The following is an 18,240-nucleotide window of genomic DNA, read 5'->3' as shown; positions in this document are numbered from 1 at the left end:
GCGGGGACTGACAGGCAAAGGAGTAAAAATGAAAAAGTGTTAGGGTTGTTTGTTGGTATGCTTATATAATAGTCTCGAAATGTGAAAAAAGTATGACGAAGCAGGCACGTTTTTGCGAAAAAATCGTTGCGAAAGTTAAGAAAGCCTAAAGTGTCCCTTCACCAAAAGGCTTGAAGGGACACCCAGAACCTAAAAACACTCCGAAGCAGCAGGCGGTTCATGCTGTTACGGAGTGTTTTTTTAGTTGAAGCTACTTGCTCAAATCAAGGCTATCGACATTAAAGGTGTCGCCATGTGCTAAGTCACCATAACGATAGCCACGGTTAAACCAGTCCACGCGCTGCTGCGATGTGCCGTGCGTAAAACTATCTGGAACAACATAGCCTTGGTATTCTTTTTGCAGCGTATCATCCCCGATGGCATTGGCAGCCGTGATCGCTTCTTGAATATCGCCAGCTTCTAAAATCGGCTGTCCTTGATAGGTTTCGCCTTGCAAATATTTCGCAAAGGTACCAGCTAAGTAGTCAGCTTGCAACTCCAAGCGAACGCTGTACTGGTTGTACTCCTTCTCTGAAACTTGCTGGCGGATTTTTTCCAATTGTTGGGTGATCCCCAGCTCATTTTGCACATGATGACCGACTTCATGGGCGATGACATAGGCCATTGCAAAGTCGCCGCTTGCGCCATATTTATCAGAAAGCTCATTGGCAAAACTCAGATCAAGGTACACATTCTCATCTGCTGGGCAATAAAACGGACCAACCTGTGACGTGGCATAGCCGCATGCCGACTGGACACTTCCCGTAAATAATACGAGTGTTGGGTCTTGATAGGTTTCTTGCCGCTCTTGAAAAACGTCTTGCCAGTAATCTTCTAAATAGCCGAACACGACTGCGGAAAACTCTTTTTCTTCCGTGTACTCACTGGTGCCCACATTTTCTGTCTGGTAATTGGCTGCTTGTCCGCTGCCACCCAAGACATCCGGCAGCGAATTTAAATCACCACCGCTAAACAGGAAAAATAAAACAGCGATGATCACCGTACCGATCCCGCCACCAGCAGCCAACATCCCACCTGAGCCAGATGATCGCCCCGTTCGATCATCGACATTGCTGCTTTGTCTACCCCCACGCCATTTCATGTTATCTCCTCCTATATAAATCCTAGCTTAATTATAAGAGAAAGGCGGCAGATTGTGAAAAAAAGCGCCTTGAAATTGTTATAAAATGCCTTCAGGAGCCTTAAAAATCAAAGTGTACACTCCTTTTAATCATTCTTTAATCTAACAATTAGCCTTCTAATTTGGTACAGTAGCAATAAAATAGATGTAGAGGGTGAGCGTATGAAAATGAATTATTCGGGGACATCGGAACGAAGGATTTTGATTTTTAAACGGTTGATTGCTGGCGAGCACCTCAGCTATCAGCAGTTAGCAGAGGATTATTTCGTTTCCCGCAGCAGTATTGCAAAAGATATTTCTTATTTAAAAGAGCTGTTTCAAAAAGAAAGCTTACGTCTGAGATTTGATAATTCAGGTACATTTTTTGAAGGAAGTGAATCCCAGATCCATCGAGTGCTCAAACGCTTTTGCTTAATGATGCTGGATCAACCAGCGGCGTTTTCCTTGTTGGTGGAACCTGCGAAATACCAGGAAGTAAATCAGGCCTTTCGTCGAGCGTTAATGGAAAAACAAGTGGAAATGCCCGACAGCTATATCCAAAGTATTGTCCTTTCCATCGTGCTGCTGATCGAGCGGGCGAGACATGCGGAAAGCTTAGTGATTGAAGAAAACCGCCAAGTGGGGAAGCTGTTTTTGGAGTTCGACAAATATCCGTTAGTCTATGAGCTACTGAAAGAAATCGAAGAACAACACATTTATCAATTTTCACCAAAAGAAGTGCAATATCTAACCTACCTAATTGTAGGTAGCGGCTTGAAATTTTTTATGAAAAGTGAAAAAGTTCCTTTCGTATTTCGGGGAAAAGTGCGTAACTTGATTCAAAAGATCAGCGAAGGCTTAGGCACCGACTTGACCCAAGACAATCGTTTGGAAGAAGATGTGACGATCCATCTGTATCAACTACTGCTGCGGATCGAAGCGCAAACCACAGTCATCAACCCTTTGTTAGAAGAAATCAAACAAAACTATCCTGCCTTGTATGGCGTGGTCTGGTTCTCGCTTCATGATTTCTTGAAAGCGTATCAAGTGGGGATCTCTGATGATGAGATCGGATTTGTCACGATCCATTTTCAAGCAGCAATCGAGCGAATGCGCCGCATGAACAAAATCATTTTTGTCTGCCCCAATGGCGTCGGCACTAGCTCATTTGTCTCTGCGAAAATCCGTCGCATTCTGCCAGAGATCGACAGTATCGAAACCGTTTCAGTAGAAAAATTAAAGCAGATGGACATTTCGGCGATCGATTTTATTATTTCAACTATCGATCTCGTAGGGATTCAAAAACCTGTGGTGCGGATCTCGCCTATGGTGACCAATCGCGACATGAAGCGGATCATGAATCACTACATCGATTTAGTCATCGATAATGAGGCGGTGGTCGATCAAAATGGTTTACTTCTTCAAGCCCAATCGATGATCCAGCCAACCGTCTTTTTCGAGCGATTTGCCAGCAAAACAGAAGCCATCAATTTTTTGATCGAACAAACCCCTTTTAGTGATGAAAAACGAAAAGCGCAGTTTCGGCAATCCGTCATTGAAAGAGAGCAGCTACAATCAACCTATTTAGATAATGGCTTTGCCATCCCTCATGGCAATCCGAATTATGTCGAAAAAACAGCGATCTCGATCCTGCTTTTGGATCAGCCAGTAGAATGGGGCAACCAAAAAGCGGACATCATTATTTTATTGATGATCCGAGAGGATGAGACGCAAAAGGTGGAACCAATGATGAAATTGATCATGCAAGGAATCGAAAACAAAGAATGGTTCCTATCAAAAATGTTGGAGGTTAAATCAGAATGAAAGTGAAGGATTATTTGCCTGAGAAGCATATACAGACGGATGAGACAGTGGCAGATTGGCGCTCAGCCGTAAAATTAGCCAGTCAGCCCTTGCTCGATGAAGCGCTGATCACGTCAGAATACATCGAAGCGATGATTCAAAGCGTGGAAGAAAATGGTCCTTACATGGTGTTGGCGGATTACTTTGCGCTGATGCATGCCCGTCCTGGAGAAGGGGTTTTGGAGCAAAGTATGAGCCTTTTAGTAACGAAACAGCCCATCGATCTTGAGGGCAAACCGGTGCGGATATTTCTTGTCTTAGCCGCCGCAGATAGTGAAAGCCATCTAGAAAGCTTGAAAGAGATCATGGCGATCTTTATGGATGAAGAAAAATACAACGTGATATTAAACGGCGATCGGGAACAAATTTGTCAATTATTCCATTAGGAGGAAAAGGATATGAAAATTTTAGCAGTATGTGGATTTGGTGTAGGAAGCTCAATGGTATTGAAGATGACGATCGATAAGGTGATCAAAGAGTTAGGGTTGACGGCAACTGCCGAGAATACTGATTTATCAACGGCAAAAGCGACACCAGCAGATGTTTATTTTACGAGTAATGAATTATTGAATGAGTTAAAAGCATCCGTGAAAGCACCCGTTTATCCAATCAAAAAGTATATGGATAAAGAAGAAGTCAAACAGCAAATGGAAAAATTTTTAGCTGAAAGAGAGGGATAATCATGAATTTTGTTACGGATTATATTTTAAAAAATCCGCCAGTCCTACTGGGGATCATTGCCATGATTGGGTTATTGGTACAAAGAAAGCCCTTCGCAGAAGTCGTCAAAGGAACCTTAACAGCTTCCTTCGGGATGGTGGCATTGACGGCTGGGGTAAACATGTTGGTGGGAACGATCGCACCGATCAATGCTGCGGTTCAAACCCAATTAGGCGTTGCTGTGTCAGATGGACTCTCTGACATCACCTTTACGGCAGAATACGGCGGAACAGTTGGTTTAGCGATGTTTTTCGGCCTGATCATTCATTTATTGATTGCTCGCTTTACACCTGTGAAGACGATTTTCCTCACCGGTCACATGTTGTGGTGGTTCCCATTCGTCATCGTCGCTGGGGGCGTTGAAGGCGGACTTACCGGAATCCCACTGTTGATCTTAGGGGCGGTTCTATCTGCTTGTTACTGGTCCTTCATGCCATGGATCATGCGTAAATATGTGTGGGATGCCACAGGCGATGATTCATTCTTGATCGGTCATCCAACGGGGATCTTGTCATTGGTTTCAGGCTTTGTTGCAAAACGGGTCGGAAACAAAGAAAAATCGACGGAAGATTTGAAAGTGCCAGAAAATCTATCGTTTTTCCGTGAAATATCGATTACTGGCGCGTTAGTGATGTTTTTGATGAATATCGTTATCGGTCTGATTGCGCCCGTATTAGTTCCTGAAGGGGGCAACTTGGTGATGTTTGCGGTTAATGCTGGCTTGAACTTCGGTGCAGGATTATTGATCATGTTGTATGGGGTACGTCTATTGATCAACCAAATCATTCCCGCCTTTCAAGGGATCGCAGAAAAAGTCGTTCCTGGAGCAAAACCAGCTTTTGATGTGCCAATCTTGTTCAACTACCGTCCAAATGCTGTAATCATCGGCTTTATCGTGGCGATGATCACCTCAACGATTTTAGTGGTGATTGCCAATACCACCAACGTCTTTGGCATTTTGATCGTTCCTTTAGTCATCACCAGCTTCTTTGAATGTGGCGGTGCTGCGGTGATCGGTGAAGGACAAGGGGGCTTGCGAGGGGCCATTATTGGTACGATCACAGCTTCTGTCGTTATGGTAGCACTCGTTGGGATCTCTGCAGCGTTATTCTCAACGACGATTCAAAACTGGATCTTGATTTTCGGTGGGAACGATTTATCTCTATGGGGCATCCTTGGTGAATTGATCGGCAAGCTGTTTGGAGGGTTTTAAATGTTTCAATACTTTGAAAAAGCAAAAGAACTATTGTCTATTGTAGAAGAAAAAGAAGCACCAGCGATTGAGCAAGCCATTGAATTGCTGACGCAAGCCAACTTGACCAAAAAAGCCATCTACATTTTTGGCGCTAGTCACGCTGGGATCTTAGCCGAAGAGATGTATTATCGAGCAGGCGGCATGATGACGATCAACGCGATCTTTGGAAGAGAACTGATGCTTGATCGCAGCCCAATCACCTTCACTAGTAAAATGGAGCGCTTAGAAGGCTACGGTAGTGCCTTGGCGGCGACCCAGCCCTTTACAGCAGGCGATGTGCTGATCTTGCATTCGGTGTCTGGGCGAAATCCAGTTATCATCGATATGGCGCTTCATGCCAAAGAAAAAGGGGTCAAGATCATCGCATTAACGAACCTTACCTATTCGAAAACAGTCAGCAGCCGTCATACATCAGGCTTGCGTTTGTTTGAAACGGCGGATATCGTCATCGACAATCATGGGGAGATTGGCGATGCTGCGTGTACGATTCCAGACGTAGAACAAAAAGTCGGACCTACATCCACCGTAGTCGGCGCAACGATCTTAAATGCGATTATCGTTGAAGTTTGCCAAAAACTAAAAGAAGCCGGTGTCGACTATCCGCCGATTTTTTACTCAGCGAACCTAGACGGCGGGGATGAATTGAACCAGTCCCTGTTTGAAAAGTACCAAGAAGCGATCCATTATCAGCTGTGACTGTATAAGTAACTTATCTTTTTATTAGAACGATCAGAACGAAAAATTTGAAAACTACTAATAGAACGAATTTTCTTGGGGGAATCAATTCGTAAATGTAGTGGTCAAATCTCGTTCAGATCGTTTTTTTTTGTATTAGAATTTTAGAGCTTAATGAATTTTATTGGTACGATAAGTACCAGGTGTCGACCCTTCAAATTGTTTGAATACCCGAATAAAGGAATTGGTATTTTTAAAGCCGACTTTACTAGCAATTTCATTGATTGAACTTTCTTGTTCGCTCATCAGACGTTTGGCTTTTTCGACACGTAGTTGATTGACGTATGGTTTGAAGGACATGGACAGTCGTTCTTTAATCAACCGGCTTAAATAGGCTTCACTTAGATGAAACTGCTGGGCAATATCTGTTAAACTGAGGTCGCTGCAATAGTTGCTATTAATATATTGAATGATTTCATCTATTTTGGATCCATTATTTTTTTCCATGGTTTCGATCTGAGTGATCAGCGTGTCAAAAAGGGAAAAAATCGTTTTTTTCACATCGGGATCTGAAAACCCTTTTCTTAAATAAAGAAATTGTTTCTTATTTTGATTGTAGAATTCAGGATAGGAAATCTCTTTGATCACAGCAATTCGTTTTATTGTTAAGATCAGAGCGGTTGAAAATTCCTGAAGGAAGCCTAGGGAATGGTTGCTGGAAATATTGATCTCCACGATTTGTTGCAATAATTCTCTGGCATGGACAAAATCATCTACTTTGAAATATTGGATCAATAACTGTTCCTCATCAACGGTATAATTGATTTTATGAAGAGCATTGGATGTTGGAACCGGTATTTGATGGAACTGATCTTCGCCATTGCATTCATCTGACCACTGACAGGTTTCATGAAAGACTTCGATAAAATGTTCAAGAGAATGAAAAGGTTTTGATAGCAAGTAAGTCATTCTTAAGTTCAAACTGTCTTCGATTGTTAGTTTCAATTGATCGATCTCTTTCATGATTTGTGAAAATTCCTGATCATAAAAAAGAATGGCAAGGTGTTTTTCGGAAAAACTGATGATATCATAACACTTGATATGAAGATTTTTCTTGATCAACTGTTTTCGCACATGAATGATCTCTGTTTCATTAAAAGTGGCTTCTTCCGCCATCTCGCCTGAGAAGGTCAGAAAAGCAAAACTCCCACGTTTTTCTATGCCTTCAAGATGGAAAGTGGGCAGTAAACTCTTGCTCATATTGTACGTATATTTTCCGTAAAGCAGATTCTTCAAGAATAGTTCCTTTACTTCTTCTGAGACAGGGGATTGGAGCTGGTTGATCGAACTAGACGACTCGATTATCTGGTGCAAAGCTAAGTTGATATCATCAACTGTTAAAATATCAACATTACTCTTTTTGATTTCATCTAATATTTCTAGATAAGGTTTGTACATCCGCTTACTCAAGAAAATGACGATCAAAGCACCCAGTACGATCAAAACCATTAATGGAAGGAGAAAGGACGAAATTGTAGAGAGTGGAAAACTGCTTTGAATCGCGGTTGTCAATTCATAATTGGCAAAAGGGAGCACCTCTGAATTTTTTATAAAAACGATAGTATCTGATTGGATCTCTTGCTGAATGGTATTTTGTGTAAAATCAGTAAGTATCGGTGAACTAGTCTTACTAGAAGGATATTGTTGATCGATAACTTGTAGTCCTTGATTCATTGGAGACAGTAGTTCATTTTTTTTCCAGTAGGCAAAGAAGTAGAGGGTCTGATTCCCTACTTGCTCTTTATGAAGCATGATCAGCCGTTGATCAAAGGTTTCGAAGATGGAGGAACTGAAGCTGGCATCTGCCAGCATTTCGGAAAGAAGCCCGGATTTTGTTTCTATATTCAAGAAGGAAAAGAAATCATTGTAAACAAAATAGCCGTCAGAACTTACGATGATATGATTTTCTGGATTCAAGATTCCGATAGAGTATTCAAACTGATTCATTAATAAATAGTTTTCACGAATTTCATCATACATCGCTGAAAACAGCGCATAATCAGATTCAGTACTTTGGGAAAACAGTATAATACTTTCTTTTGTTGCTAAAGATTTCATTGAATTGAGGGCAAATCGAAGTTGCTGATCAATGCGAAAAGCACTGTTTTCTAGCGTCATAATACTTTGGGTAGTTTGTTCAGTTTTCCGCTGATTAACTTCATTATTGATGACAATCACCATAATAAAAATAGTATATGCAATGATTACCGTTAAAAAGGTTAAGAATATTTTTCGATATGTTTTTGATTTCATAAGTGCTCCTTTCTTTTTTTGGTAACGTTTACATTGATTATAGAGATAAATTAGCTTGAGTCAAATCATCATTATTTGTAGTTGTCTACAAAACTTGATATTAAGAGTAAAAAGTGTATATTTCAACGAATAATAATGATATTCAACAATGGCTAAACAGGCTATATTTAAAGCGCTTACTTTAAGCGATAGAAAATGAAAAAATTTAGGAGGAACGATTATGTCGATGAAAAGAAAAGCTGTATCATTACTGTCTCTACTGACACTACCAATGGTTTTAGCTGCTTGTGGGAACAGCGACGGCTCGTCAAATGGGGACGGGGCAGAGGGGAAAACCGAGATAAAGGTTACTTGGCGCAATACCGGTGAAAACGATAAAATGACCCAATATTTGGAAGAAACATTTATTCCACAATTTGAGAAAGAAAATGAGGACATTAAAATCGTACTTTCTCCGATTACCGCAAGTGAGGGAGACTATTTTTCAAAAGTTGCTCTTTCTATGCAATCGGAGAGCACAGCACCCGATGTAGTGGCAGAAGATTCCTTTATGTTGAATTCTGATGCAAATGCCGGTTACTTAACCAATCTTGATGAATATGTTGCTGACTGGGATCAATGGGATAAATATACAGAAAACTTAAAAGCTGGTGTCATTGCTGAAGATGGTAGTACGTATGCCATTCCAGGAACTTCTGATTCTCGCGGGATTTGGTACAACAAAAATGTCTTTAAGAAAGCCGGTCTGCCTGAAGACTGGCAGCCAACAACTTGGGGGGAGATTATTGAGGCAGCTGAAGCAATCAAAGCTTCCGATGAGAATGTGATCCCCTTAGGATTAGGTGTGGCTAAAGCCAATGGTGAGTCGGTTTCCATGCAGACTTTCCAGATGCTCTTATATGGTACTCAAGATACATTATTTGATAGTGAAACGCGTAAATGGCAAGTGAATACACAAGGGATTATTGACTCTCTGGCTTTTATTGATGAAGTGTATAACCAGAAACAATTAGGTCCTTCTTTATCCATCGCTATTAACAGTAATTATGGATCTTTGATGTTCCAAGATAAATTTCCTAATGATGAAGTCGGCATGCTTTTAGATGGATTTTGGAGTGCCGGTAACTGGGCCGAAAATGGGGCAACTCCTGTTGAGAATATGACAGAACGCTTTGGTTTTGCAGCCATGCCTACACAAAATGGTGGTGAACCGCCATTTACGACCATGTCAGGAGGCTGGACATGGGCCATTCCTGAAAAAGCACAAAACAAAGAAGCGTCTTGGCGAGTGGTTCAAGCACTCGGTGGAAAAGAACAGCAAGCTGCACGCGCAATCGCTGAAGGGAATTTAACCGTCCGAGACGATTCAGCAGAAATAGCTGAATATAAGGAGCAGCCTTTTATTGAACAAGCAACCTCTTTCTTACAATACGCTCATTTCCGTCCTGCAGATGACAAATATCCTAATGTTTCAGTAGAGATTCAAACAATGGTTGAAGCAGTTGCCACTGGCAGCAAGACACCAGAAGAAGCAGCTAGTGATTATGCCGCCAATGTAACAAGGATCGTTGGAGACGATGCCGTTAACTAAATCATTAATAAAGAGAAGGAATTGCAGCAAACAATCCGAATGGAGGCTAACGTTTCTTCTCTTTAAAAAAGAAAGGAGAAAAGAATGGAAAATTCGCTAAAACGAGAGCAGCAAATGTCCAATAGTAAAAAAGCGTTGATCTTTTTATTTCCCAGTTGGCTCTTGCTGCTGATATTTTTTGTTGGTCCAGTTATCTTAACTTTTATCTTTTCCTTCACGAACTTGGCTCTGACCGGTGCTGAAGCAAGTCAATTGCGGTTCATCGGCTTTGAAAATTTTGTGCGCATGTTCAATGATCCGGCTTTTCAAACTAGTGTCGTACGAACCTTGATTTTTGTCATTTTTTCTGCAGTGATCGGTCAATGTTTCTTAGGTTTTTTGATTGCATTTATGATGCGGGAGAAAAATCGAGCCTTTCGGCGAGTCGTTGGTCTGATCATCATTGCTGCATGGGTTACGCCGGAAGTCGTTGTTTCCTTTTGCTGGGTCGCTTTTTTAGGAGATAGCGGAACAGCTAATTGGTTGATGGGACTGATGGGATTTGAGCCGGTTGCTTGGCTGTTTGCGTTTCCTATGATAAGCGTTGTGGTTGCCAATATTTGGCGAGGAACCGCTTTTTCAATGATGGTGTTTCAATCCGCTTTAGATGAGATCCCTAAGGAAGTAGAGGAAGCTGCAGTTATGGATGGCGCCAGCCGCTGGCAAGTGATTCGAAAAATTACGATACCGATGGTCAAAGGTACCATTGCAACGAATTTGATGCTCGTCACTTTGCAGACATTGGGTGTCTTTACGTTGATTTATACTATGACTGGTGGTGGTCCCGGCAATCAGACTGCAACCCTGCCGGTCTTCATGTACAAACAAGCTTTTGTGAGCTATCAGCTAGGATACGGAACAGCGATTTCGCTGGTCTTGCTACTGATTGGTGCTGCCGCAAGCTTGATTTATATGAAAATGCTGAAAGTGAAAGTGTAGGTGAAAAAAATGGTAAAACGCAGTGAAAAATTGGAGACCATGATTCATTATCTGCTTTTGGCAGTATTAGCCTTATTGTTTTTGCTCCCATTGTTGTGGATGCTGATCGCCTCTATTGATCCGGGCGCTATTCAAACTTTGAAATTACCTGAAGCAGTATCATTTGAAAATTTTGCTTCGATCCTTTCTGATCAAACTATCATTCGGTCATTCGGAATCGGCTTGCTTTTGTCCGGCTGTCAATCGATTTTAGTTGTTGTCATATGTGTTTTGGCAGCATATCCCTTGTCGAGGTATCAGCTAAGATATAAAAAAAGTTTTTTGATGGCGGTGCTGTTCATGACCTCATTACCGATGACTGCTGTCATCGTGCCGGTCTATCAACTGTTTATCTTTTTGAAGTTTCAAGATTCGTTACTGGCGGTGACGTTCTTCTTGACGGCGTCCTCACTGCCTTATGGGATTTGGATGATGAAGAACTTTATGGATTCGGTACCAATCGACTTAGAAGAGTCCGCTTGGGTCGATGGGGCTTCAACATGGCAAGGGGTGCGAAAAGTCGTAGCACCGCTGATGGTTCCAGGTATTTGTACGGTTGGTATTTTTACTTTTACTGGAAGCTGGGGCAACTTCTTTGTTCCTTATATTTTGATTCAGTCACCCGAAAAAATGCCGGCATCAGTCTCGATCTTTCAGTTTTTCGGCAACTTTGGTATGGTCAATTATGGCCGTTTAGCCGCTTTTTCGGTGCTATATACCTTACCAGTCGTCATTTTATATGCTTTGTCACAAACGTATATGTCTAAAGGATTTAGCATGGGAGGAGCGACGAAAGGATGAAAGATCCATTTCATACGACAAAAAAATTAACGAAACGAATCGCTGAACTAAAAGCGTATCGTTTTCAAAAAGTACAAGACCTTACAATGTGGTCGGCAAAAGAAGATAAGTCAAAAACGGAAAAACACCCACCAGAAGAGTGGGACTTTACACTTTCAGTTAGCGATTTCTGGCAAGGGAGAGACCGTTATATTTGGGCTCATCATGAATTGACAGTTCCAGAGGAGGAAGACTTATGGTTACTGATCGATTTTGGTCGTACAGGTGGTGGCTATAATTCAGGCTTTGAGTCCTTGCTATTGATCGATGGTGAACCTTATCAGGGTGTCGATTCGAATCATACAGAGATTTTTCTGGCGGATCATTACCGGGGGACAACCATCCGACTTGATTTAAAACTATGGTCTGGCTTGGAAGGCGGTGGGGCTGAAGTCATTCAACGGCATGAGTTTCGGCAAGCTTGTTTGGCAAAGCGACACTTAGCTGCTGATGACTGTTTCTTTCTCGCTGACATGATGGCGAAAACTATCGATGGGTTACCGGAAAATGAACCGATACGATACAAGCTGTTGAATCTTTTAGATGATGCCTTTCGTTTGATTCAGTGGCAGGTACCCGGATCTATCTCTTTTTACTACAGCGTTGAGGAAGCGGATCATTATTTAAACCAAGAACTGCAAAAAATACCTAAACTTTCGGAGATCACTGTGACAACTATCGGTCATACACATATCGATGTTGCTTGGCTGTGGCGGCTGAAGCATACAGGGGAAAAAGCTGTCCGCAGTTTTTCAACGGTTTTACGTTTGATGGAACAATACCCAGAATATATTTTCTTGCAAACCCAACCTCAGCTATACAAATATGTCAAAGAAAGCTATCCAGCTCTTTATGAGAAAATCAAAAAGAGAATCAAAGAAGGCCGTTGGGAAGTGGACGGAGCCATGTGGCTGGAAGCCGATTGCAATATACCGTCAGGCGAATCATTGGTCCGTCAGATACTCCATGGGAAAAAATTTGTGAAGGAAGAATTTGACAAAGAGATGCATTTCTTGTGGCTTCCAGATGTATTCGGTTATTCTTGGGCGTTGCCCCAAATTTTAAGAAAATCTGGCATTGAGACGTTTATGACGACCAAAATCAGCTGGAACCAATACAACCGGATGCCCCATGATACCTTTTATTGGCGGGGAATCGATGGGACAGATATTTTGACGCATTTTATCACCACGCCAGTTGATGGTAAAACGGATGAATGGGCAGAAGAATGGTTTTATACCTACAATGGAACGCTCTCTCCGGGGACCGTTCAAGGAATTTACGACGGATATCAAGACAAGCGTTTGAATCAAGAATTTCTGCTGTCTTACGGTCATGGGGACGGCGGAGGCGGTGTCACTAGAGAGATGCTGGAAAATCGACGACGCCTTGACCAGATTCCAGGATTGCCGCAAGTCAAAACAGGAATAGCGAAAGCCTTTTTTGAACGACTGCATCAGACAGTAGAACGAAATAAGTCGCTGGTCTCTCGTTGGGATGGCGAATTGTACTTGGAATATCATCGAGGAACCTATACCTCGCAAGCGTTTGTCAAAAAAATGAATCGAAAAGCTGAAATTGCTCTACGGGAACTTGAGATTCTCTATACATGTTTAGCAGCCAGCAAAGAAGACGAGTATCCTAAGGATCCGCTTTTTGAAACATGGGAGACGGTTCTTCGTAATCAATTCCACGATATTATTCCTGGTTCTTCGATCAAAGAAGTTTATCAAGACCATAGAGCAGAGTTTGCCGTCGTGACTCAGACCATTCAACAGTTATTTGAACAATTAGATGGACCTGCTAATCAAAAGTATACAGTCAACAATACAGCTAGCTGGTCAAGGAATGAACTGATTGAACTTCCACTTTTACAAGAAGGTCGCTTTATTGATTCACAAGGAAAAGAACTTCCGGCTTATTTTGATGGAGAAAAACAGTCTGTTCTTGTGACAAATGTTCCGCCAATGAGTCAGGTGATGATAGAGTTTCAACCGATAGCAGAAAATAAAGACATCAAACCGCTCGCTGAGTTCACAGAGGGAGCGCTTGAGACCGATCGTTTGCGAATTTTATGGGAAACATCGGGAAATTTGATCAGCATTTTTGATAAGAAACTAGGTAGAGAAATGTTGGAAGGAAAAGGGAATGTTTTTCAGCTATTTGAAGACAAACCTTTAAATTACGATGCATGGGATATCGATAGTTTTTATCAAGAAAAAGCAACAGTGCTTCAAGCCGATCAAATACGATTACGCTCAAATAATGCGCTTTACGCTTCCGTAGTATTTGAGTATACGTTTGGTAATTCGCAGATACATCAGGAAATGCGGGTCTATGCTCATACACAACGAATCGATTTTTTAACAAACGTGTCATGGCATGAACGCCAACAACTGTTGAAGGTAAACTTTGATGCAGCAATTCGATCAACTGAAGCAGTATTTGATATTCAGTACGGAAATGTAAAACGAGCTACCCATGCTAATACCAGTTGGCAATTGGCTCAGTTTGAAACAGTAGGCCACCAATGGGCAGATCTTTCAGAAAAATATTGTGGGGTAAGTTTATTGAATGACTGTAAATATGGTTATGCTGTTAAGGAAAATCAATTAAGCTTGACCTTGCTTAAAGGCGCTATCTATCCTGATCCACTGGCTGACGATGGCGATCACAAATTTACTTACAGTTTTTATGCCCACGAGCACGATGCCATCGATGGGGGAACAATGGAAGAAGCATGGTCCCTCAACTCGCCATTAACGGTTATTAACGGAGAACATTCTTGGTTGCTTCCGTTGCAAATAGACTGTGAAACCTCAGTTACCATCGACGCCATCAAGCAAGCAGAAACCGGCAAAGGGTGGATTTTACGCTTACATGATCACACGGGAGGAACTAGAAAGGTTACATTGCAGTTGCCAAGCAGTTTTTGGCAAGAAACAGATTTAATGGAGATACCTTTAAATAATGAGCAGTGGAAAGATGAAGTCTCATTTACCTTGTCACCCTTCGAAATAAAAACATTTCATTTTGAGTTGAGATAAACTAAAACCAGCAGATTCTCCATTTATAGCGGAGAATCTGCTGGTTGTGTTTATTCAAATTCTTCATACTCATTTGGGTCTTGACCATCGATGCGGCCGTCTGCTTTGTTTAACTGATTGATTTGATTGATTTCATCTTCAGTCAGTTCAAAGTCGAAGATCGCAAGATTTTCTCGTTGATGGGCGAGGTTTCTTGATTTAGGTAGGGGCAAAATGCCACGTTCCACATGCCAGCGCAAGATGATTTGACCAGCTGATTTTTGGTATTTCTCAGCTAATTCAGTGATCAGTGGTTCTTTCAGGGCATCGCTGCCGCGGCCTAATGGGCTCCAAGCTTCCGTTACGATGCCGCGTTTTTTGTTCTCTGTAACCATTCGTTCTTGGACCCAGTAAGGATGGATCTCAATTTGATTTAGCGCAGGGGTCACACCAGTTGCTTCAATGATGGCATCCAAATGTTCTGGCTCGAAATTGGAAACGCCGATGGAACGGATCAAACCTAATTTCTGGGCGGTCACTAAGGCTTGCCAAGCTTCGACATATTTGCCGCGTTTTGGTAATGGCCAGTGGATCAAAAAGGCATCGAAGTAGTCGAGTCCCATGCGAGCAAGGGATTCTTGAATGCTGGTTAAGGCATCATCATAGCCATGGTATTTTCCCGGTAATTTTGAGGTGATATAAAATTCTGAACGTGGGATACCAGAGCGACGGATCGCTTTGCCGACAATGCCTTCATTGTCATAATTGGTTGAAGAATCGATCAATCGATACCCGTCAGCGATCGCTGCTTGCAGCTGGCTCAACCCTTCGCCACCGCGGATCTGATAGGTACCGATGCCCACGGCGGGGCGTAAATTGCCGTCGTTTAATGTCAGTAAAGGTGCTTTCATAAAATGATTCCTCCTTTTCTTTACATTCTACTCTAACGCTTTTTTGCCAGGAACGTAACCAACTTGCTCAGACAAAGAAAAAAGAGCAACGGTTTCTGTTTCAGAAACAATTGCTCTTTTTGATTAAATTATTTTTCAGGCGGTGTGCCATACATTTTTGGTGTGACTTGATCGAGTTTTGGCGCTTTTCCTTCGATCTTTGGTTCGTCTAGCCATTGGTATTCGCCTTCACCATCAAGGGCTTTGCCTTTCGCCCAAGAGCCTTCTTTACTTTGGTCGCCTTCTGAGAAGTTATAGAAATCATAAGCGATATCTAAGCGTTCGTTTTTGCGGTCAAAGGTAGTCGGCACTAAAATCGAGCCTTCGTTTTCTTCCAATTCTTTCACGGCAGCTGCCCAAAGATTTTGGTGGTAGCTATCACGCGCTAATAAGACCGAAAGTAAGTCTTTGACCCCACGGTCATCGATCATTTCATAGATGCGTGCTACTTGCAGACGACCTTGTGATTCTGCATTTAAGTTGGCACGGAAATCAGCAAGCAAGTTGCCACTAGCAATGATATACGCACCTGACCATGGATTGCCGACGCTATCAGCAGGACGTGGTCCTAAGCCGGCAACGATGGCATGTTGCGGATTCATTCCGGAAATGATCGCACCGATCGTTGGGTCTTTTTTCATGGCAGCTTCCTGATCTTCCACAGGTGCACCTTCCAGCAGACGTGCAACCATCGTTGCCAACATTTCAACGTGTCCAAGCTCTTCAGTAGCGATATCCATTAACATGTCTTTGTATTTTTCTTCCCCACGGCAGCTCCATCCTTGGAATAAGTATTGCATGGCAACACTCATCTCTCCATATTGTCCACCGATTAATTCTTGAAGGTATTTCGCAACTAACGGATTTGGTTTTTCTGGTTTAGCTTCAAACTGTAGTTCTTTTTGATGACGAAACATACTATTCCTCCTAAAATTTTTTATTGGGCCCATAAAAAGTTTCTCATGAATCGAAAGGTTCGTCTAATAAAATGCACTTAGTTCAAAATGAAAAAAGCTCCAAAAAGAAAAGCCATTTACTTTGACAAAAAGCGAGAAGCGTTAGATAGTTAAATTAAGAGAGAATTAGAAAAGGAGCGAGTCACCATGTTTCAGTATTACAAAATGGACGACCGAAAAATAAGGGAATCCTCGGAGGAAGATTACAATTGGCTGGTGGTTTCTGGGACAGATCCAGAGGAACAACGCCACTTGTTAGATAAGTATCAACTGCCCGAAGATATTTTTATTGGCGCCAATGAACCGGAAGAAGTCTCACGTTTGGAATACTTACGTAACACTAAGTTAAATCATCCGATTCTTTATACCTTGATCGATTTGTCAGAAGTGACACAAGACCGCATCGAAGATCGTTTAGAACCGGTGACGTTTATTTATACCAAAGATCTTTTAATCACGTATGTCTCTCATCAATCTACACTGATTAAACGCCTGATTGAAAAGCATGAGCAAGATATTCAACGGTATGAAGATATTGTTGCCTACTCGACGCTGATGATCTACACCCATTACATCAAAGGTCTGCAGGAAATGAAGAAACAGATCGATGCACTAGATGAAGCAGCCCGTAAAACGACGGAAAACAACGAATTGTTTAATTTAGCCGATACCGAACGAGACATGGTCTATCTGGATCACACCTTACGGGATCAGAACCATACTGTCGATCGTTTGATGGATCGCAAAGAATTTTTGGATCGTTTGGATAATGAAGCACTCGTTTATGACATTAAGCTACGACAGAAGTTTGCCATGAAAATGGTCACTATCTATCGCGACTTGTTAGAAACCATTGGTGGCTTGTTCTCCGATATGATGGACAACAATCTAAACCATCTGATGAAATACTTAGATTCTGCGGCATTGGTGGTGGCTGTGCCGTCCTTGATCGCGGGGCTATGGGGGATCAACACCGGGGGACTGCCAGGAAAAGACAATGCCATCGGTACGATCATTGTCTTTGGTTTGGCTATTTTAGTTGGGATATTAACCGCCATTTACTTGTCACGGAAAGACTTTTCAAAATAAAAAGCGCCGCTGCTCTGTGGCACCGTTCATCCATAAAAGGAGAATGGTGCGACGAAGCAGTTGGCATTTTTTTATTTTAACCCGCTGTCCAAATTGCTGTCGAGAATCCAGCGCTGAAAGGCGAGGAAGACCAGCAGCAAAGGCAAGATGTAAATTACCAAGGCAGCAATCAAAATCGTCCAATGGATATTTTCCGCGCCCACCAAGCTGCGGTTCGCCACTTGCAAGGTGTATTTTTTCGGATTATTCAAGACGATCAAGGGCCAGATATAATCATTCCATCGCTACTGGAAGGAGAAGATCTCCAGTGTCATAATGATTGGTCGGGCAATCGGCAGCATGGTGATGGCGATGATAGAGGAAGAAAAAAATGGCATCGTATTTTGTAAGCGCATAGCTGCAGTCGGCACTGACTAGAATCCTCAATAAATCCGCGTAAGGCAAATCAGGAACTTCTACAGTCACACCGTTTTTTTCTGAGTATTTTCCCGTCATTTTCAAATAAGTACCGCTTTCGCTGGGAGCTCTAGAAGCAAACATGGGAATCTGCGAAGACATTTCCAATCTGAAACGATCGAAACGTTCACTAATGAAAAATAGCTGAAGTGCTGAAAAGATAGCTGTCCTAAAACGCACTGAGGAGTAAAAAGTGCCAATTATCTGACAAAATGAGAGTGGCTCTCCCTCAGTTTAGCGAAGAAGATGCAAAATAAAAAATAAAGCGATTTCAAAAAATGCACGAATATTAAAAAAAACGAATTAAAGCTCTTACAACGATAATTAAGA

Annotated in this window: 16 protein-coding genes; 10 read left to right on the top strand and 6 right to left on the bottom strand. The window is 42.0% G+C overall.

What is annotated here, in order from left to right:
• Positions 1-250 precede the first annotated feature (250 nt).
• Positions 251-1,141, bottom strand: a complete 891-nt coding sequence (gene ypfJ, locus IGJ74_RS13080; RefSeq protein WP_016613658.1) for a KPN_02809 family neutral zinc metallopeptidase — start codon at positions 1,139-1,141, stop codon at positions 251-253.
• Positions 1,142-1,342: 201 nt separating this feature from the next.
• On the opposite strand from ypfJ, the gene IGJ74_RS13075 reads away from it, so the two are divergent.
• Genes IGJ74_RS13075 through IGJ74_RS13055 form a run of 5 tightly spaced genes read left to right on the top strand, consistent with a single transcriptional unit; the run spans position 1,343 to position 5,693 of the window.
• The gene (locus IGJ74_RS13075; protein ID WP_218193354.1) at positions 1,343-2,983 is read left to right on the top strand and encodes a PRD domain-containing protein; all 1,641 of its coding nucleotides are present in this window, start codon (positions 1,343-1,345) and stop codon (positions 2,981-2,983) included.
• Entirely contained in the window at positions 2,980-3,408 is a 429-nt protein-coding gene (locus IGJ74_RS13070; RefSeq protein WP_005234553.1) for a PTS sugar transporter subunit IIA, read from the top strand. The genes IGJ74_RS13075 and IGJ74_RS13070 overlap by 4 nt, the downstream gene beginning before the upstream one ends.
• 12 nt (positions 3,409-3,420) lie before the next feature.
• A complete protein-coding gene (locus IGJ74_RS13065; protein WP_005225413.1) occupies positions 3,421-3,702 on the top strand; it encodes a PTS sugar transporter subunit IIB in 282 nt (93 codons plus the stop codon).
• A 2-nt stretch (positions 3,703-3,704) separates the two neighbouring features.
• Positions 3,705-4,955: a PTS ascorbate transporter subunit IIC gene (locus tag IGJ74_RS13060; RefSeq protein WP_218193353.1), complete on the top strand. Its 1,251-nt coding sequence runs from the start codon at positions 3,705-3,707 to the stop codon at positions 4,953-4,955.
• Complete coding sequence (locus tag IGJ74_RS13055; RefSeq protein ID WP_005234557.1) at positions 4,956-5,693, top strand: SIS domain-containing protein; 738 nt, start codon at positions 4,956-4,958, stop codon at positions 5,691-5,693.
• A 150-nt stretch (positions 5,694-5,843) separates the two neighbouring features.
• On the opposite strand, the gene IGJ74_RS13050 is transcribed toward IGJ74_RS13055, so the two are convergent.
• Entirely contained in the window at positions 5,844-7,985 is a 2,142-nt protein-coding gene (locus IGJ74_RS13050) for a helix-turn-helix transcriptional regulator (RefSeq protein WP_074534941.1), read from the bottom strand.
• Between the two features lie 220 nt (positions 7,986-8,205).
• On the opposite strand from IGJ74_RS13050, the gene IGJ74_RS13045 reads away from it, so the two are divergent.
• From IGJ74_RS13045 to IGJ74_RS13030, 4 genes are all read left to right on the top strand, one after another.
• Entirely contained in the window at positions 8,206-9,576 is a 1,371-nt protein-coding gene (locus tag IGJ74_RS13045; RefSeq protein WP_218193352.1) for an extracellular solute-binding protein, read from the top strand.
• A gap of 84 nt (positions 9,577-9,660) precedes the next feature.
• A complete protein-coding gene (locus tag IGJ74_RS13040) occupies positions 9,661-10,554 on the top strand; it encodes a carbohydrate ABC transporter permease (RefSeq protein ID WP_008379138.1) in 894 nt (297 codons plus the stop codon).
• A 9-nt stretch (positions 10,555-10,563) separates the two neighbouring features.
• Positions 10,564-11,394 (top strand): carbohydrate ABC transporter permease, encoded by an 831-nt coding sequence (locus tag IGJ74_RS13035; RefSeq protein ID WP_218193351.1) that lies wholly within the window; start codon positions 10,564-10,566, stop codon positions 11,392-11,394.
• A complete protein-coding gene (locus tag IGJ74_RS13030; RefSeq protein ID WP_218193350.1) occupies positions 11,391-14,480 on the top strand; it encodes an alpha-mannosidase in 3,090 nt (1,029 codons plus the stop codon). The genes IGJ74_RS13035 and IGJ74_RS13030 overlap by 4 nt, the downstream gene beginning before the upstream one ends.
• A gap of 50 nt (positions 14,481-14,530) precedes the next feature.
• Here IGJ74_RS13030 and IGJ74_RS13025 read toward each other — a convergent pair whose 3' ends face one another.
• Both IGJ74_RS13025 and IGJ74_RS13020 read right to left on the bottom strand, forming a co-directional pair.
• On the bottom strand, positions 14,531-15,370 hold the full coding sequence (locus IGJ74_RS13025; RefSeq protein WP_016621425.1) for an aldo/keto reductase: 840 nt from the start codon (positions 15,368-15,370) through the stop codon (positions 14,531-14,533).
• A 128-nt stretch (positions 15,371-15,498) separates the two neighbouring features.
• Positions 15,499-16,326: a manganese catalase family protein gene (locus IGJ74_RS13020; protein WP_034872349.1), complete on the bottom strand. Its 828-nt coding sequence runs from the start codon at positions 16,324-16,326 to the stop codon at positions 15,499-15,501.
• A gap of 186 nt (positions 16,327-16,512) precedes the next feature.
• On the opposite strand from IGJ74_RS13020, the gene IGJ74_RS13015 reads away from it, so the two are divergent.
• Positions 16,513-17,454, top strand: a complete 942-nt coding sequence (locus IGJ74_RS13015; protein ID WP_016621424.1) for a magnesium transporter CorA family protein — start codon at positions 16,513-16,515, stop codon at positions 17,452-17,454.
• Between the two features lie 71 nt (positions 17,455-17,525).
• Here IGJ74_RS13015 and IGJ74_RS13010 read toward each other — a convergent pair whose 3' ends face one another.
• Positions 17,526-17,714, bottom strand: a complete 189-nt coding sequence (locus IGJ74_RS13010) for a hypothetical protein (RefSeq protein WP_061054430.1) — start codon at positions 17,712-17,714, stop codon at positions 17,526-17,528.
• A gap of 13 nt (positions 17,715-17,727) precedes the next feature.
• The gene (locus tag IGJ74_RS13005; RefSeq protein WP_225869361.1) at positions 17,728-17,949 is read right to left on the bottom strand and encodes a hypothetical protein; all 222 of its coding nucleotides are present in this window, start codon (positions 17,947-17,949) and stop codon (positions 17,728-17,730) included.
• Between the last annotated feature and the right edge of the window lie 291 nt (positions 17,950-18,240).

Origin of the sequence: Enterococcus sp. AZ009, from assembly GCF_050548785.1 — a bacterium.
Taxonomy (GTDB): Bacteria; Bacillota; Bacilli; order Lactobacillales; family Enterococcaceae; genus Enterococcus_D; species Enterococcus_D entomosocium.
This window is presented reverse-complemented; position numbering and strand designations above follow the sequence as displayed.

What these genes read in the sequence shown, in the direction of transcription:
- ypfJ (WP_016613658.1), bottom strand. Translation starts at nt 1,141, where the DNA reads ATGAAATGGCGTGGGGGTAGACAAAGCAGCAATGTCGATGATCGAACG.
- IGJ74_RS13075 (WP_218193354.1), top strand. Translation starts at nt 1,343, where the DNA reads ATGAAAATGAATTATTCGGGGACATCGGAACGAAGGATTTTGATTTTT.
- IGJ74_RS13070 (WP_005234553.1), top strand. Translation starts at nt 2,980, where the DNA reads ATGAAAGTGAAGGATTATTTGCCTGAGAAGCATATACAGACGGATGAG.
- IGJ74_RS13065 (WP_005225413.1), top strand. Translation starts at nt 3,421, where the DNA reads ATGAAAATTTTAGCAGTATGTGGATTTGGTGTAGGAAGCTCAATGGTA.
- IGJ74_RS13060 (WP_218193353.1), top strand. Translation starts at nt 3,705, where the DNA reads ATGAATTTTGTTACGGATTATATTTTAAAAAATCCGCCAGTCCTACTG.
- IGJ74_RS13055 (WP_005234557.1), top strand. Translation starts at nt 4,956, where the DNA reads ATGTTTCAATACTTTGAAAAAGCAAAAGAACTATTGTCTATTGTAGAA.
- IGJ74_RS13050 (WP_074534941.1), bottom strand. Translation starts at nt 7,985, where the DNA reads ATGAAATCAAAAACATATCGAAAAATATTCTTAACCTTTTTAACGGTA.
- IGJ74_RS13045 (WP_218193352.1), top strand. Translation starts at nt 8,206, where the DNA reads ATGTCGATGAAAAGAAAAGCTGTATCATTACTGTCTCTACTGACACTA.
- IGJ74_RS13040 (WP_008379138.1), top strand. Translation starts at nt 9,661, where the DNA reads ATGGAAAATTCGCTAAAACGAGAGCAGCAAATGTCCAATAGTAAAAAA.
- IGJ74_RS13035 (WP_218193351.1), top strand. Translation starts at nt 10,564, where the DNA reads ATGGTAAAACGCAGTGAAAAATTGGAGACCATGATTCATTATCTGCTT.
- IGJ74_RS13030 (WP_218193350.1), top strand. Translation starts at nt 11,391, where the DNA reads ATGAAAGATCCATTTCATACGACAAAAAAATTAACGAAACGAATCGCT.
- IGJ74_RS13025 (WP_016621425.1), bottom strand. Translation starts at nt 15,370, where the DNA reads ATGAAAGCACCTTTACTGACATTAAACGACGGCAATTTACGCCCCGCC.
- IGJ74_RS13020 (WP_034872349.1), bottom strand. Translation starts at nt 16,326, where the DNA reads ATGTTTCGTCATCAAAAAGAACTACAGTTTGAAGCTAAACCAGAAAAA.
- IGJ74_RS13015 (WP_016621424.1), top strand. Translation starts at nt 16,513, where the DNA reads ATGTTTCAGTATTACAAAATGGACGACCGAAAAATAAGGGAATCCTCG.
- IGJ74_RS13005 (WP_225869361.1), bottom strand. Translation starts at nt 17,949, where the DNA reads ATGACGGGAAAATACTCAGAAAAAAACGGTGTGACTGTAGAAGTTCCT.